The sequence below is a fragment of the Aneurinibacillus sp. UBA3580 genome, from assembly GCF_002375825.1.
GTDB lineage: Bacteria > Bacillota > Bacilli > Aneurinibacillales > Aneurinibacillaceae > Aneurinibacillus > Aneurinibacillus danicus.
Genome location: NZ_DFMZ01000055.1, coordinates 18,973 through 32,962, shown reverse-complemented (window position 1 = coordinate 32,962; position 13,990 = coordinate 18,973). Strand labels below are relative to the sequence as shown.

Annotated in this window: 15 protein-coding genes and 3 riboswitches; of the genes, 8 read left to right on the top strand and 7 right to left on the bottom strand. The window is 48.2% G+C overall.

Annotated elements, in window-relative coordinates; genetic code table 11:
* Positions 1 to 325 precede the first annotated feature (325 nt).
* Positions 326 to 874 carry a class I SAM-dependent methyltransferase gene (locus tag B2899_RS09095; RefSeq protein WP_286885221.1) on the top strand — a complete coding sequence of 183 codons (549 nt, stop codon included), beginning with the start codon at positions 326 to 328 and terminating at the stop codon, positions 872 to 874.
* Between the two features lie 30 nt (positions 875 to 904).
* Here the strand turns inward: B2899_RS09095 and B2899_RS09090 are convergent, their stop codons facing one another.
* Together B2899_RS09090 and B2899_RS09085 are read right to left on the bottom strand one after the other, a co-directional pair.
* A complete protein-coding gene (locus B2899_RS09090) occupies positions 905 to 1,408 on the bottom strand; it encodes a L,D-transpeptidase (RefSeq protein WP_146808621.1) in 504 nt (167 codons plus the stop codon).
* A gap of 5 nt (positions 1,409 to 1,413) precedes the next feature.
* Positions 1,414 to 2,454: a M23 family metallopeptidase gene (locus B2899_RS09085; RefSeq protein ID WP_286885218.1), complete on the bottom strand. Its 1,041-nt coding sequence runs from the start codon at positions 2,452 to 2,454 to the stop codon at positions 1,414 to 1,416.
* A gap of 185 nt (positions 2,455 to 2,639) precedes the next feature.
* Between B2899_RS09085 and lipA the strand changes: the two genes are divergently transcribed.
* Positions 2,640 to 3,506 carry a lipoyl synthase gene (gene lipA / locus B2899_RS09080; protein WP_286885216.1) on the top strand — a complete coding sequence of 289 codons (867 nt, stop codon included), beginning with the start codon at positions 2,640 to 2,642 and terminating at the stop codon, positions 3,504 to 3,506.
* 40 nt (positions 3,507 to 3,546) lie between these two features.
* On the opposite strand, the gene B2899_RS09075 is transcribed toward lipA, so the two are convergent.
* Complete coding sequence (locus B2899_RS09075; RefSeq protein ID WP_146808618.1) at positions 3,547 to 4,572, bottom strand: YhcN/YlaJ family sporulation lipoprotein; 1,026 nt, start codon at positions 4,570 to 4,572, stop codon at positions 3,547 to 3,549.
* 140 nt (positions 4,573 to 4,712) lie between these two features.
* Between B2899_RS09075 and B2899_RS09070 the strand changes: the two genes are divergently transcribed.
* Positions 4,713 to 5,174, top strand: a complete 462-nt coding sequence (locus B2899_RS09070) for a YutD family protein (protein ID WP_286885213.1) — start codon at positions 4,713 to 4,715, stop codon at positions 5,172 to 5,174.
* Between the two features lie 61 nt (positions 5,175 to 5,235).
* Here the strand turns inward: B2899_RS09070 and B2899_RS09065 are convergent, their stop codons facing one another.
* Together B2899_RS09065 and B2899_RS09060 are read right to left on the bottom strand one after the other, a co-directional pair.
* A complete protein-coding gene (locus B2899_RS09065; protein ID WP_286885211.1) occupies positions 5,236 to 5,565 on the bottom strand; it encodes a hypothetical protein in 330 nt (109 codons plus the stop codon).
* Between the two features lie 73 nt (positions 5,566 to 5,638).
* Positions 5,639 to 5,914 carry a DUF3055 domain-containing protein gene (locus B2899_RS09060; RefSeq protein WP_146808616.1) on the bottom strand — a complete coding sequence of 92 codons (276 nt, stop codon included), beginning with the start codon at positions 5,912 to 5,914 and terminating at the stop codon, positions 5,639 to 5,641.
* Between the two features lie 542 nt (positions 5,915 to 6,456).
* On the opposite strand from B2899_RS09060, the gene B2899_RS09055 reads away from it, so the two are divergent.
* Both B2899_RS09055 and B2899_RS09050 read left to right on the top strand, forming a co-directional pair.
* The gene (locus tag B2899_RS09055) at positions 6,457 to 6,888 is read left to right on the top strand and encodes a DUF86 domain-containing protein (RefSeq protein ID WP_286885209.1); all 432 of its coding nucleotides are present in this window, start codon (positions 6,457 to 6,459) and stop codon (positions 6,886 to 6,888) included.
* A gap of 98 nt (positions 6,889 to 6,986) precedes the next feature.
* Entirely contained in the window at positions 6,987 to 7,649 is a 663-nt protein-coding gene (locus B2899_RS09050; RefSeq protein WP_286885206.1) for a helix-turn-helix transcriptional regulator, read from the top strand.
* A gap of 212 nt (positions 7,650 to 7,861) precedes the next feature.
* Here B2899_RS09050 and B2899_RS09045 read toward each other — a convergent pair whose 3' ends face one another.
* Positions 7,862 to 8,374: an ankyrin repeat domain-containing protein gene (locus B2899_RS09045; RefSeq protein WP_286885204.1), complete on the bottom strand. Its 513-nt coding sequence runs from the start codon at positions 8,372 to 8,374 to the stop codon at positions 7,862 to 7,864.
* 343 nt (positions 8,375 to 8,717) lie between these two features.
* Entirely contained in the window at positions 8,718 to 9,929 is a 1,212-nt protein-coding gene (gene mtnK, locus B2899_RS09040) for an S-methyl-5-thioribose kinase (RefSeq protein ID WP_286885203.1), read from the bottom strand.
* Between the two features lie 87 nt (positions 9,930 to 10,016).
* Positions 10,017 to 10,125, bottom strand: a riboswitch (SAM riboswitch).
* A 162-nt stretch (positions 10,126 to 10,287) separates the two neighbouring features.
* A riboswitch (SAM riboswitch) is annotated at positions 10,288 to 10,398 on the top strand.
* 90 nt (positions 10,399 to 10,488) lie between these two features.
* Positions 10,489 to 10,597, top strand: a riboswitch (SAM riboswitch).
* Positions 10,598 to 10,812: 215 nt separating this feature from the next.
* Here mtnK and B2899_RS09035 point away from each other — a divergent pair.
* The 3 genes from B2899_RS09035 to B2899_RS09025 all read left to right on the top strand — a co-directional run.
* Positions 10,813 to 11,883, top strand: a complete 1,071-nt coding sequence (locus tag B2899_RS09035) for a sugar ABC transporter substrate-binding protein (protein WP_286885200.1) — start codon at positions 10,813 to 10,815, stop codon at positions 11,881 to 11,883.
* A 72-nt stretch (positions 11,884 to 11,955) separates the two neighbouring features.
* Positions 11,956 to 13,476, top strand: coding sequence for a sugar ABC transporter ATP-binding protein (locus B2899_RS09030; protein ID WP_286885198.1), 1,521 nt, complete (start codon positions 11,956 to 11,958; stop codon positions 13,474 to 13,476).
* The coding region (locus B2899_RS09025; RefSeq protein ID WP_286885195.1) for an ABC transporter permease at positions 13,463 to 13,990 on the top strand (528 nt) is incomplete at its 3' end. The genes B2899_RS09030 and B2899_RS09025, both read left to right, overlap by 14 nt.

Sequence of the window (13,990 nt, the reverse complement as noted above, 5' to 3'; positions counted from 1 at the left end):
CGTATTCAAACAACCGATCTGGAACAAGAAGTATCGCCGGGGGAACGGCGTAGATGGCGACGACCTCGCCCGCGCAGAAGCGTGGTAAGCTCCTGCCGTGTTGCCTGCCCATAGCCTGGCCTCTGCCTGCGGGAAAACTTCCTGCCGGTACGCGAGGTGTTCGCAGGAAAGAATCCCACGTGCTTCAACCGTGGGAGAAGGTCAAAGTATAACGGTTATGTTTGGTTATCTTGAAACAACGGGTAAGAGAAGAATAACGTATAAGTAAGCGATAGTTACACAATGCTAACTAACGATAAATTGGAGAAAAGGATGAAAAACGTATATGGATAAAGTGCTTTTTCTGAAAAGCTTTCTGCGTTCCCCGCTCCAGGTTGCGAGCGTTATTCCGAGCTCCCGGTTTCTTGTTAACCATATCGTGAGGCATATTAATGAAATCGGTCCTGTAACTGCGGCTGAGCTGGGAGCCGGTACAGGTGTGCTGACCCGGGCGCTCGTCCGCAACTGCCCTTCCATCAAATCGCTGGTCGTGTTTGAAAACGAGGAGAATCTAAAGCATCACCTGCGGAATGAATTTCGGCAGGTTCCGGTATATGCGGATGCGTTCACGCTGTCTGAAGTGCTGCAGGAACAAAATACCGGACAGTTGGACTGCATCATTTCGGCGCTTCCCGTATCCTGGTTTTCCAAAGAACAAAACGAGCAGTTAATAGAAATGATATACAGTTGTCTGAAGCCCGGCGGCTATTTCATCATGTTCCAGTTCTCTCTGCAGATGCGCAAATACCTGCGTGCCGTTTTCGATGACATCATCATCAAATATGTACCGCTGAACTTTCTTCCGGCATTCGTATACTACTGCAGGAAAACATGAATAAATCTGCCCTGCATCTGTAGGGCAGATTTATTTTTGCTTATGGGGAGGTGCATTGCTTTTGATGACAACCCGCGTACCGAGCGGAATATTGCGGTAAAGCCATTCAATATCTTTATTCTGCATACGGATGCAGCCCTGGCTTACATGATGACCAATACTGGCAGGGTTATTCGTACCATGGATGCCGTACTTATAACCACCTGTCCCCGGTACGTTTAGCCCCAGCCAGCGTGTGCCCAGTGGGTTCTTCGGACTTCCACCAGGCACATTTTTCGGCAGGTACCATGGTTTTTCTATTCGTGTAACGATTGTAAATTCTCCTTCCGGCGTCAAGCTTTTGTTTTTTCCGGTCGCTACAGGGAACACATAGACGGGAATGTCATTTAAAAAAATAGTGAGCCGGTTGGTCGATTTATTGATTTCGATGAATACCTCGTCTTCCAGCGCAGACCCGGAAGAAGGAAACAAGAGGAGAAAAGAGAGCAGTACAGAAGCAAGAATAGGAAGTGAAAGATGAAGAAATTTACGCATATGGCTTACTCACTTCCTTTACTTTTCTTCTTTTTCTTTGCTTTGTACTCTTCTCTTTCCCAACGCTTTAACAAAGGATACGGATCGTATGAGTATTCCGCTTTGCCGTTATCCCGATAAACACCATAATGCAGATGCGGCGGGAATTTGCCGGAGGTGCCAGGCTTTCCGTAGCCCGAGCTACCGACATAGCCGATGATATCCCCGGGTTGTACAATGTCTCCGACTTTAAATTTCTTATTGAAGCCGTTGAGATGGGCGTAGTAATGATACAGCGAATCAATATCGCGGATGCCGACACGCCAGCCTCCATAAGGGTTCCAACCCATTGTCTCGATAACGCCGTGCCTGGTGGCGCGGACAGGTGTGCCGTAACCGGCAAAAATGTCCGTCCCTTCATGAATACGCCGTCCTCCCCAGCCGCGCGGGTCTCCCCAGGTGCTGCGATAGCTGTAACTATAGTGAAGCGGAACAGGAAACGCACTACCGACCAGGTGCAGACGGTTATGGTAACGGTAAAGGGATGCCAGCTCAGAGACGATTTCTACGTTTCTATCCCGGGCATAATAATTCCACAGTGCGATGCGGATGTCGTCCTCCGTATAACCGAACCCGCTTAGATAGCTGGCCATCGTATAAACGGCGTCGAGGTCATTATCGGGACTGGCTTTGCCGTCCCCGTCTCCGTCTTTGCCCAGGCCGCCGAAAAACGCGATGCTTGCCGGATTGGTATCATCGGAATTAGGATTAAGAAAGCCACACCATACTTCGGGTGTGAAGGCAATGCCAATTTTGCGTGCAGAAGAAGCGGCGCTTCCTTCGGCCTCTTTCTTCTTTGGATTTTTATGGATGCTGCGCTCATACTGATCAATCGCTGCCAGGTAATACCACGGAATGCCGGTAATGGCTTGCATGTGTTCAAACAGCAGTTGCCGTTCCCGATATAAGGCTGCTGTTTCCGATGTTCCGGAAGAGGCGGCATGAGCAGGAATTGAAATCGGGAACAGGCTTAAAACAATAAGAAAAAGTAATGCTTTGTACCACATAACATCCTCCCAAGATGAAAAGTCTTCGCCTTAGTGTGCGCAGCAGAACTGGTTTTATATGTGGAAACCGTAGCCTTACGCACAGGTTATGGCCCATTGCGGAGACGTTTGGAATTGCTTTACCGGCCGCGCTTTTTTACAATAGGGAAGAAGGAAAACGATAAAAGAATGGAGATGAGCGCTTCATGGCAGAACGGAAGCCGGAGTGGCTGAAAATCAAACTGAATACGGGCGAGAACTTCAAAGAGTTGAAGCGGATGATGCGTGGCAAGACGCTGCACACAGTTTGTGAAGAAGCGCGCTGTCCGAACATATATGAGTGCTGGGCGAACCGTACCGCCACTTTTATGATTTTAGGTGATATGTGCACGCGCGCGTGCCGGTTTTGTGCGGTCAAAACAGGCCTGCCGACCGAACTTGATTTAGCTGAGCCGGAACGCGTAGCGGAAGCGACGGAGCAGATGGGACTTAAGCATGTCGTCGTAACTTCCGTAGCGCGCGATGATTTGAAAGATGGCGGCGCATTAATTTTTGCTGAAACGATTCGAGCGATTCGCAAGCGGGTCCCTTTATGTAGTATTGAAGTATTAATTCCTGATTTCCTGGGCAACTGGGATGCGCTGAAGATTGTGATGGATGCCAAACCAGACATCTTAAATCATAATATTGAAACGGTGGAACGCCTTTCAGACCGTGTCCGGTCCAAGGCGAAGTATAACCGGACGCTGGAATTATTGTCCAAGTCCAAAGAGTTCCAACCTGATGTTCCGACCAAATCGAGCATCATGATTGGTGTTGGGGAGACAATAGAGGAAATTATTGCGACGATGGATGATCTTCGTCGTATGGATGTTGACATTTTAACGATCGGTCAGTACTTGCAGCCGACACCCAAACACCTGCCGGTTAAGAAGTTTTACCATCCGGATGAATTTGCGAAGCTGAAAGAAGAAGGGTTGAAGCGCGGCTTCAAACATGTTGAATCCGGCCCGCTTGTGCGCAGCTCCTATCATGCACACGAGCAGGTTGAATCGGCTGCTAAAGCGCTATAACGAAAGCAAGCCCTGCCGCGTAACACGGCGGGGCTTGTCGTTATTTCTTCATGTGATGCATTTGCATCGGCATACCGGACTTGCTGGTACTGGATTTGTTCGACTCGTTGTTCGTCGACAGTTTGTGCATGGTATTGGCCTGGTGGCCAATCATTTGTTCGAACTGCTGGTCGGTTTTCGTACCCATCTGCATCGCATTGTTGTGTACTTTTGTAATTACATTTTGGTCGTTTGTTGTGTACACTTTGTAGTAACGCGGAGATACGTTTTCGCAGCCTTTCTGCACTTTCTCCAGTGTTTTCTGGGCGTTAGCCGGGCTTAAGCCGGAAGTATCGCAGCCGACGAAAATCTGGTTATCCGTTGTAAGAACCGTTGTGCGTTTGACACCAGGTACCTGCTTGGCTACCCGGGCTACGGCCGAAGCCAGCATCTGGCGGTCGACATAGACGTTTGGTGTAGCCATATCGTAATTGGCCTGTCTTCCTTGATACAGTGTGCTGTTGTTCGGTGCAGTCCGGTTCTGCACAGTCGTACCGTTGTACGTACGGCCGGTAGCTGTCTGATTATCACCGAGGTGAGCATAGCCAATATTTGGCTGGTTGCTGCGTGTCATTACGTTGTAATTTTGGGTGTACGGCTTATAAATAGAATACTGCTGCGCGTTATATCCCGTCATACCGTTTGTGCCATACAGTCCGGTTGTACCATACGTTCCTGCTGTGCCATACATGCGCTGGCCATTATTGTTGACACCCAGATCATTCATGCCTTGTGTGCGCATGATTCTGTCCCTTGAATCGCGCAGAGCACTCGGGCGATAATTCGTCTGGTCTTTAATAATGCCATTACGGTACGTATCGTAGCGCCCATCGCCAACATTGTTGTAGCCGATAGCATTGTTGTAACGGTGATATTTATCGTAACCCGTTATGGTACCGGTCGGGTTATTCGGCCCGACATTCATTGGGCGGTATTGATTCGTGCGGGCATTATCCGCCGCAGGAGAGCAGGCAGCGAGCGAAACGGCAAGGCTTACTGCGGAAAGCACTGAGAAGAATTTTTTCATTGTTCCACCTCCTATCCTGTAGGTTGCCCGGAGGTGGCGGGAGTTTTCGTGGGAATTTTGTGTGCCGTGCAAGAAATTGTGGTAAAATAGGAGTCGCGCGCCACCATAGTGTTACGGTGGCCGGAGAGGAGGCAACTGAAGTGATACGGGTCCAGGACCAGGTCTACGAGTTGATTGAGGAAAATAAAAACGGGTTCAACCAGGAAGCATTCAAAGAGCGGTACAGTGATGTTCTGGCCAAGTTCGACTACATCGTGGGCGACTGGGGATACGGTCAGCTTCGGTTGAAGGGCTTGTACGAAGATACGAATCGCAAAGCGCCGTTCGATGCACGAATTAGCTTTTTTGACGAATATATTATAGAATATTGCAATTTCGGCTGCGGATATTTCTTGTTAAAGAAAGTGAAGCAGGCAAGCCGCTTGGAAGAGACGGAAGAAATCGAACAGCTGGAAGACGGAGAGCTGGTAGATAAAGCGGACGAGAAGCAGCCCCGAAGCAAGGATGGCAAACGTCGGGATAAGCGCCGTCCCCGCTCCCGCCGCGGCAAGCCGAAAGAGCAGAAGGACAACAGGGAAAAACAACCTGCGCATATAGAGTAAACAGAGTAAAAACGGGCATGATGGCAGAAAAGGAAATCTGACATGGATGCCCGTTTTTCAGCTACTCTCTTTGTTCATGAGTCATGCCCGTTTTTACTTCATTGAGCATAGGCTCTTCGTTCTCCGCAGGGTTGTCGTGCGTCGGATGTCCTCCGGGATCCTGGCGTGGAATGCCTTCATGCAACGAACGGTATTCATACGCAAACGCGGACTGAGCCTTTTCTCCGGTATCCCACGAACTTTTACCCAGGAACGGGTGCGCGAACGCGGCCGTACCATACGGACCTTCCGGGAATTCTTCCGGATAGCGTGTATGAATCACGCTCTCTTCCGTTTTCAGCGGGCGAAATTGTTCTTCCTTCTTATCCGGCAGAGCTTTTCTCCAAAACAAAAAATCCCCTCCTTCGTGAATAAATAAAGGATAGGGATAGTATCTACTAAAGTATACAGCTTATGCAGAGGAATCAGATGCTTAAATACAGGAACTCCCGCAACTCCTTCGCTTCCGCTTCTGTTATGTTGAACGCTTCTTCCAAATAGCCCGGCTCATCCAGATCTTTCTGGCCGAGAATCGCCATTCGGTGCGTCAGAATGTTGAGTACCAGACTCTTGCCGTAAAAGTTTTTCGTTTTAATGATTGCGATATCGTGGCGGGCTTCTTCACCCATAAAGCTTACGTATCTTGTTTTTGTCTCTTCCGTATGATCATACAGAAACGTCCAGTCTCCGTGTTGTGCCATGTGTTTGCCTCCTGTGAGTTGTATTTACTGCATATGTTAACATGCTTTCGTGGGCGGAATCATCATGTATATGCCGACAATAGTAAAAAGTTTATCAAATGTAATTATATGATAATTGAACAGGGGCGGCAACGTTCAAACGTGTTCCATTTTTCTGTGAAAATCATGAAGAAAGAGGGAGAAGAGGGAGGAAAAAAGATCTAAGGAAGAAAAAGGCCTTCGCCTTTTTCCTCATTGAAATCCTCCCCTCATTCTTTCCTCTCTTTTCCTTCGTACCACAAAAGTCAGCCATCTTTCCCATTATTTTCATGTCGGGGTTGCGGCTCATCGGTCCTGGCGATTTTCTGTTCATATGTATCTGCTTTGAGTCATGGTATACTGTGGTGAGAGGCTGAAATGGTCAAGGAGTGAACAAAATGGAAATGGAGAATATTATGCAGGGTGTAACAATTTTCACTTTGCTTATTCTAACATTCGCGATTACAATTATCGCATCAAAACGAAAAAATAAAAAGAACGGAAAATAGGAGTGGAGCATACGGATGTACCAGGTCAATGTGGAAAAAATCGAAGAGCATTTATCCTATCTTGAGCAAGTTCTCGTCGATATCGCCCCGAAAGTGAAAGAGGGAGCGGGCGCGCCTGCGGACTCGCTGACGGTGCTGGCGCTTGAGCGCGCACTGCATATTGCGCTCGAAACCATAGCCGATGTCGGCAATTACTTAATTGATGGTTTTATTATGCGCGATCCCGGCAGTTATGAAGATATCGTCGATATTCTTGAGGATGAGAGAGTGGTTGATAAAGAGATGGCAGCCGGACTAAAGACAGTGGTTACGATGCGCAAAAAGCTGGTTACAAACTATACAAGTGTGGACAAACAAGAAGTATTTGCCCTGTTGGCTGCCCAGTTTTCCCATCTTGAACAATTTCCGGTACGTGTGCGTGATTATTTGAAGCAGGAGTTGTACTAAAACGATAACATCGTCACTATAGTTTTTATATTATATTGTATAGAAATTTACTTACCTCATAAAATCGGGTACAATATAGAGGAGGAAGGTGAGGGAAGATGAATAAAGACAAATCCTCTTCTACGCGCAATCAAATTTTGCATATGCTGAAGATGAAAGGCTCGATGACAGTGGGCGATATGGCGCAGGAACTGGGCATTACCGAGATGGCTGTGCGTCGCCACCTGAATACGCTGGAGCGGGATAATCTCATCCAGGCGCGCCTGCTGCGCCAGGCGATGGGCCGGCCAACCAATGTGTACTCCCTGTCTGAAGAAGCCGATAATATGTTCCCTAAGAATTATCAGGATTTGACATTGGAATTCCTTAATGATATTGCAGAGCTGCAGGGAGCGCAGATGGTAGAAGCGCTGTTTAAGCTTCGCCAGCAGCGCCAGGAGAATTTGTACCGCGATATTGTGCCTTCCGACAGCAACTTTGAGAAGAAGCTAGAAGCACTTGTGAAGATGCAGAACGAAAAGGGCTACATGGCTGAATTGAAAAAGGATGAAAAAACCGGCAAATATATTTTTGTGGAAACGAATTGCCCGATTTCAACCGTCGCCAAAGAATACACATACGCTTGCAATTGTGAAAAGACGTTGTTCGAGAATGTGCTGAACGCCGAGGTAGAGCAGGAGCAATGCATGGCGACCGGCGGCGATAACTGCGTATACATCATTAACGAAAAAGACGGAAAAGGCGCAAAGGAAACGCGTTAATGCCGAAAAAATGAACAAAGAAACGAACCGCACAGACCTTTATGGACTGTGAGGGTATTTTTTGCGGTATAGACACTTATGCCGCTGCTGACTTTAATGGTGCGAAGGAAAAAAGAGGAAGGGATGAGGAGAGGATTTTAATGGTGAAAAAGGCGAATGCCTTTTTCTTTAATTTAATAAACGTTCTTTCTGCTATACAATATTATACCTTCTTACTCCTTTGCACCTGCATCCTTCAATAACTTCTCAATTTCTGGGAAGTTATTACTTTTAGCGAGGGCGAGTGGAGTTTCGCCGTTATCATTTTTAGCATTGATGTCTGCTTTGGCATCTATAAGGACTTTTACAGCATCGGTTTTTCCTTTTTGACTACCCCAGTGTAACGGAGTTTGACCACTTTCATCTGCTTTATTAACGTCAGCTCCCTTTTCAATAATTTGTTTAATTATTTCAGGATCTCCTACTTTTGTGGCGGCAGTTAATAAGGTACCATACTCAGGCATTTCATAATTAGGTTCTATATCCTCTTTTAAAGCATTAGAAACCGCTTGCTTATCTTCCTTATTTATTGCTGAAAACAATTCTTTATAAAATGATTTCTCATCTTTCATTGTTTCCGGTTGATGAGTAGTTCTTTCTTGTGAACACCCAAATGCTAAGGCACTCACTAAAAAAATGAATAATAAAATAATACCTTTCTTTGCTAACCCTATCTTCTTTTTCATAAAAATCATCTCCAGACTTTTAAAGTTAAACTTTATATAATATATTGAAAATAAGGGAATAAAGACCGATTTGGCCCCCATTCCCGTGAAACAATTATGTTACATTACCATGTTGTATTTCCTTTTCCGATTCCAGTACTAAAAGTCCAAGTCGATCCTGTAGTCGATCTCTTCCCATAATCTGCTGAAAAAGGCGGCCAGAAGAGCCGCCTAACCCAAAAAAGAGAAGAAAGGAATCAAAAACAAGAAAAGGGGCTGTCACCCATCCGTCTATTTAGACTCTGGGTCATCCATCCATTCGTAAGCGTAAGCGAAGAAAACCGCCTGCGAGTTTTCCTTACTGTTAATTTTGTACGGCGGAGGCGGCGATCAGCTTAATGACATCGTCGATGCCGCTCAGTGTACCGCGCTGGAGGACAAGCTCCTGTCCGATACATAGAGCCAGCGTTTCGCCTTTGGCACGCAGCGCCGGATCGGCGATGCTCTCCAGGTCTGAGACGTGCGCCAGGCCGATGACACGGCGCATCATTTTGCAGCCCGCGTAGCCTGCGGCGTCTTTCAGTACATCAAGCAGGTAGGCATCCAGGTATCCCGGTGTTTTCGCATAAGGCTCCTGCGCCTGCTCTTCCCATAAAGTGCGGAATTCAGTTTCAAACACGCGCCATACTTCCGATACTGTCTCCAGCAGATACGCCTGGTACGCTTCGCGCTCCTGCGGGTCCGGCGTATGGCCTTCATGTGCCGCGTAATTGAGCAGCAGGTTAGCAATGACGGCTCCGATATCGAAGCCCATGGGGCCATAATAAGCGAACTCCGGGTCGATGACTTTCGTATCTTGCTCTGTCACCATGATGCTTCCGGTATGTAAATCACCGTGCAGCAATGCCTGACCGAGCGTCATGAATCTTTCTTTTAGCCGGGCAACTTCAAGCTTAAGCTCATCGTTGCTCCAGATGCGCTGGACCGTATTGGTGATGAGCGGATTGTACGCATTGGACGGATCGTCAAGGAACGGGTACGTAAATACAAAATTCTCCGTAATATTGCACAATTCCGGATTGGTAAAGGAAGCGGCTTTCCGCTTCTTCTCAAGCGGGGACATCGCAAGATCTGAAGTCAGGAACAGCGTACGCGCCAGGAATGTTCCGATTTGCTTTGCGAAGTTCGGATAGCGTTTTCTTTCCACCAGCCCTTTGCGCATAATCTCATAATCAGACAGGTCTTCCATGACGATAAGAGCCAAGTCGGTGTCATAGTGATAGACCCGTGGAACGGACCCCGGGCACAGCTCATTTTCCAGAATCAGCGCCTCGCTTTCAATGCGTGCGCGATCCAGCGTAAGCGGCCAGGAATCGCCGATAACGCGGACATAGGGAAGCGCCTGCTTGAAAATAATGCTTTTGCCGGACGGCCCTTCATCTTTGATATGAAACACGAAGTTCAGATTTCCGTCGCCGATTTCACGGCTGACAAGCCGGGCGTCCTGCGGGAACAAGCTCGGAATCTTGCGGGCGTATTCAACGGCCTCTTGTTCGGTAAGTGTGCGGTAAGACATCTCTATTTCCCCTCTCTGTCGGTTTTTCTATCAAATAAAAATAAAAACCCCTCTTTGCATTTGAAAGAGGGGTAGACGATCATCTTAACCTTATCTTTCAGAATGCGAATTCTGCAGGAGTTAGCACCTTACCGCTATAAGGCGGCAGGTTGCCGGGTTTCATCGGGCCAGTCCCTCAACCATCTCTCGATAAGCGTTATTCGTATGTGATTACATTACTAAAAATGTAGAACGCTTTGCTTGATTTGTCAAGCAAATGTAAACAGTCCACTGGTTGAGAAAAATTTTGAAAAAGTAATTGACACTCTCATACAATCCGGGTATGATTAGTTTCATTAAGAATAGTGAAAATAAAACACACTTATCCAGAGAAGGCGGAGGGATTAGGCCCGATGAAGCCCGGCAACCTGCTTGTATCCGTACAGGCAAGGTGCTACTTCCTACAGGACGATGTTCTGAAAGATAAGGATGTGAAGCCAATGCACAGGTACCCTCTTTCAGACATGGAAGAGGTTTTTTATATTTTTTATGTATTAATAATGTTTTTGTCATAAACATGTTCTCATCGAGAGAAGGCGGAGGGACTGGCCCGATGAAGCCCGGCAACCTGCCTGTATTCGTACAGGCAAGGTGCTACTTCCTGCAGGAGAGATCCTGAGAGATGAGAGGCAGCATCCTGTGAACTGAAGCGCCTCTCTTTCAGATGCAAAGAGAGGCGGTTTTCTTTTTTCATATGGTTGTACAACCATATGAAGAGAAGGATGGAGGGATAGAAGATTAGAGCTAGCGGTGGAAAAAAGCGAATGCTTTTTCTCATCTACAACTACCTTCTGTCTTTTTATCTTCTTTCTAAAATTTTTAAATGATAAGGGGAGTTTTTGAGATGAAGAAAAAAGTACAAATCCTTTTCTCTGCGTTCCTGATCGCAATACTGGCAATTGTGTCCAGTGCATGCGGCACGCAGAGTGCAAGCACGGGAGAGCAGAACGGCACGAAAGGCGCAAATGCAGCCGGATCGCTTGCAGGCAAACGAATTGCGCTTGTTATGCAGATGAACCTCGGTACATTTTCTGCTCAATACATAAGCGGGGTGAAAGAGGAAGTTGGAAAGTTTGGCGGACAGGTCACGGTGTTTGCGTCTGACGGAGATTTAGCGCGCATGGCGGCCAATGTAGATGCAGCCATTAATCAGAAGTTTGATGCCATTCTTATCGACCACGGCACACCTGAAGCGCTGCAGAATGGTGTTCAAAAGGCTGTGTCAAAAAATATTCCTGTTGTGGTATTTGATGCTAATATAAAGGTTCCGGGCGTTACTGTTCTTCAGCAAGACGATCAGGAGATGGCCAGGTCCGTGCTTGATAAGCTGGCGAAAGACAGTGGCGGCAAAGCGAATATCGTTAAAATTTGGGTAGCGGGATTTGCTCCGATGGAACGTCGCCAGGTGGCGTATGAGGAGTTCATGAAGAACAATCCGGGAATCAAAGAAGTAGCGGCATTCGGATCGGCTACGGCCAATACGGCGCTAGATACACAGGCGCAGATGGAAGCCGTGTTAAAGAAGTATCCGAATAAAGGCGATATTACTGCAGTATTCGCTGCCTGGGATGAATTCGCAAAAGGCGCAACCCGGGCAATTGAACAGGCTGGCCGTACGGAGATTAAAGTCTACGGTATTGATATGAGCGACGAGGACTTGCAGATGATTCAAAATCCGAAGGGACCCTGGGTAGCCTCCGCGGCCGTAGATCCAAAAGATATCGGCCGGGTTCAAGTACGCTATGCATACCAGAAGTTGCATGGCGATAAAACCCCGGACAACGTTGTGCTGAAGCCAGTACTCGTAACGAGAGAGCAACTGCCTGCTGAAAAAGTGACGACTGATACGTTGAGCAAGCATATTAAAGATTGGGGCTCAAGCCAGCAGGGCATTGTTGATTGGATGAAGAAGTAAGCTGTTTTCCCACCGGTTCGGGCGATCCGGTGGGCTTTTATCTGAACGAAGGAAGAAATGGAGGAGAACCGTATGGCACAGACGGCCGTAGAGCTGCGCATGCAGAATATAAACAAATCGTTCGCCGGAGTGCATGCGCTTAAACGTGTAGACTTTGCCGTGCGCGGCGGAGAGATTCACGCGCTGCTCGGAGCGAACGGAGCCGGAAAGAGTACGCTGATGAAGATTCTGTCCGGCGCGTACCGGGCGGACGGCGGAACCATTCAATTAGACGGGCGGACGCTTGCCATCGCAAGCCCGGCTGACGCGAAGGAAGCGGGGATCCACTGCGTATATCAGGAGGTGGATACGGCGCTCGTTCCGTCGCTTACCGTATGCGAGAACATTCTGCTGGATCGGAAACCGGGAAAGGGAGGCGCGCGCTGGATACGCTGGAACTCGCTGTACCGGGAAGCAGAAGCGATTCTACGAGACATTGGCTATGAGATTCCGGTAAAGGAAAAAGTGGAAAACCTTACCCTTTCAGAAAAACAGATTGTCCTTATTGCCAGAGCCGTATCCCAGCAGGCCAAATGCGTAATTTTCGATGAACCGACCGCTCCGCTGAGCATAGAAGAAGCGGAACGGTTATTTGAAGTAATGAAGCGTCTCAAGATGGGTGGTGTGGCCTGTATTTTCATCTCGCACCGCCTGCCGGAAATCATGGCTGTATGCGATCGGGTCACGGTGATGCGGGACGGGCGCCACGTGTGGACGAAAAGGACGGAAGAGATTGAGATTCCGCATATTGTTGAAGCGATGCTGGGCAAGTCGTTTCAGGAGGAGTACCCGAAGGTTGCTGCCAGGATTGGTGAAACGCTGCTTGAGGTGCGCGGCGTGCGCCGGGGCGTGAAAGTGCGCGGCGTTGATTTTCATGTGCGCAGTGGTGAAGTCGTCGGTATTGTCGGTCTGGTGGGTGCAGGCAAGACGGAGCTGTCCCGTCTGCTGTTCGGCGCGGATGTGATGGAAGGCGGGGAAATTGTGCTGGGTGGACGGAGTGTACAGCTGCGCGAGCCGCGGGATGCGGTCCGGGCCGGAATGGTCCTCGTGCCCGAGGAGCGGCGCAAGGAAGGAATTCTGGTTGAGGAAAGCGTGCGAAGCAACTTAACGCTGCCTATCCTGAAGAAATTTACCGCAGGCGGATTTATCCGCCGCCGTGAAGAGAAGGAACACGCGCAGCATATGATCCGTGAACTGGGGATCAAGACACCGGATGAGGAAGAAGCGGTCGGTTATTTAAGCGGCGGCAACCAGCAGAAAGTCGTTATCGGCAAATGGCTGGCGACGGAGGCCGATGTGTTCTTGTTTGATGAGCCGACAAAAGGGGTCGACATCGGTGCGAAACGAGACATTTTTACATTAATTGGCCGCCTTGTGCAGGCAGGAAAGGGGATTGTGTATCTTTCCTGCGAGATTTCCGAAATCATCGGTATCTCCGACCGTGTATTAGTTATGTGCGACGGTCGGATTGTGAAGGAGTTAACCGGCAGCGAAGTAACATCAGAGAACATCTTACTGTATGCGAGCGGGGGAGAAAGCCATGAAGAAAAATAAAGTACTGGATTTTTCATATAGGTACGGAGCTATCTTTGTCATTATTGCAGTCATTGTATTTTTTAGTATCGTAAACCCGAATTTCTTAACGTATGATAACATTACAGACATTCTGCGCTACATTTCTATTGTAACTCTGGTAGCCATCGGCGTTACGTTTTCATTAATTGTGGACGGGTTCGATTTATCCGTCGGCTCTACTGTTTCGCTGACAACCGTAGTAACGGCGTCACTTATGGTATGGTATCAGATGCCGCTCGTGCTGGTTATTGTCATTCCGCTGCTGCTTGGTGTCGTTATCGGACTGGTCAACGCATTTCTTATTGTGAAAATCCGCATTCCGGATTTGCTGGCGACGCTCAGCATGCTGTATATTATCGCGGGTGCGCATAAGACCTATACACAGGGGTTCTCCATTTACAACAACATGCCGATGCCGGATGGCACAACGGCAAAAGGTATACTGAGCGAGGCGTTTCTATGGATTGGCCAGGGCCGAGTGCTCGGCATTCCG

Bases quoted from the DNA above. Each gene is read 5' to 3' on its own strand.
- B2899_RS09095 (WP_286885221.1), top strand. From the start codon at position 326: ATGGATAAAGTGCTTTTTCTGAAAAGCTTTCTGCGTTCCCCGCTCCAG.
- B2899_RS09090 (WP_146808621.1), bottom strand. From the start codon at position 1,408: ATGCGTAAATTTCTTCATCTTTCACTTCCTATTCTTGCTTCTGTACTG.
- B2899_RS09085 (WP_286885218.1), bottom strand. From the start codon at position 2,454: ATGTGGTACAAAGCATTACTTTTTCTTATTGTTTTAAGCCTGTTCCCG.
- lipA (WP_286885216.1), top strand. From the start codon at position 2,640: ATGGCAGAACGGAAGCCGGAGTGGCTGAAAATCAAACTGAATACGGGC.
- B2899_RS09075 (WP_146808618.1), bottom strand. From the start codon at position 4,572: ATGAAAAAATTCTTCTCAGTGCTTTCCGCAGTAAGCCTTGCCGTTTCG.
- B2899_RS09060 (WP_146808616.1), bottom strand. From the start codon at position 5,914: ATGGCACAACACGGAGACTGGACGTTTCTGTATGATCATACGGAAGAG.
- B2899_RS09055 (WP_286885209.1), top strand. From the start codon at position 6,457: ATGTACCAGGTCAATGTGGAAAAAATCGAAGAGCATTTATCCTATCTT.
- B2899_RS09050 (WP_286885206.1), top strand. From the start codon at position 6,987: ATGAATAAAGACAAATCCTCTTCTACGCGCAATCAAATTTTGCATATG.
- B2899_RS09045 (WP_286885204.1), bottom strand. From the start codon at position 8,374: ATGAAAAAGAAGATAGGGTTAGCAAAGAAAGGTATTATTTTATTATTC.
- mtnK (WP_286885203.1), bottom strand. From the start codon at position 9,929: ATGTCTTACCGCACACTTACCGAACAAGAGGCCGTTGAATACGCCCGC.
- B2899_RS09035 (WP_286885200.1), top strand. From the start codon at position 10,813: ATGAAGAAAAAAGTACAAATCCTTTTCTCTGCGTTCCTGATCGCAATA.
- B2899_RS09030 (WP_286885198.1), top strand. From the start codon at position 11,956: ATGGCACAGACGGCCGTAGAGCTGCGCATGCAGAATATAAACAAATCG.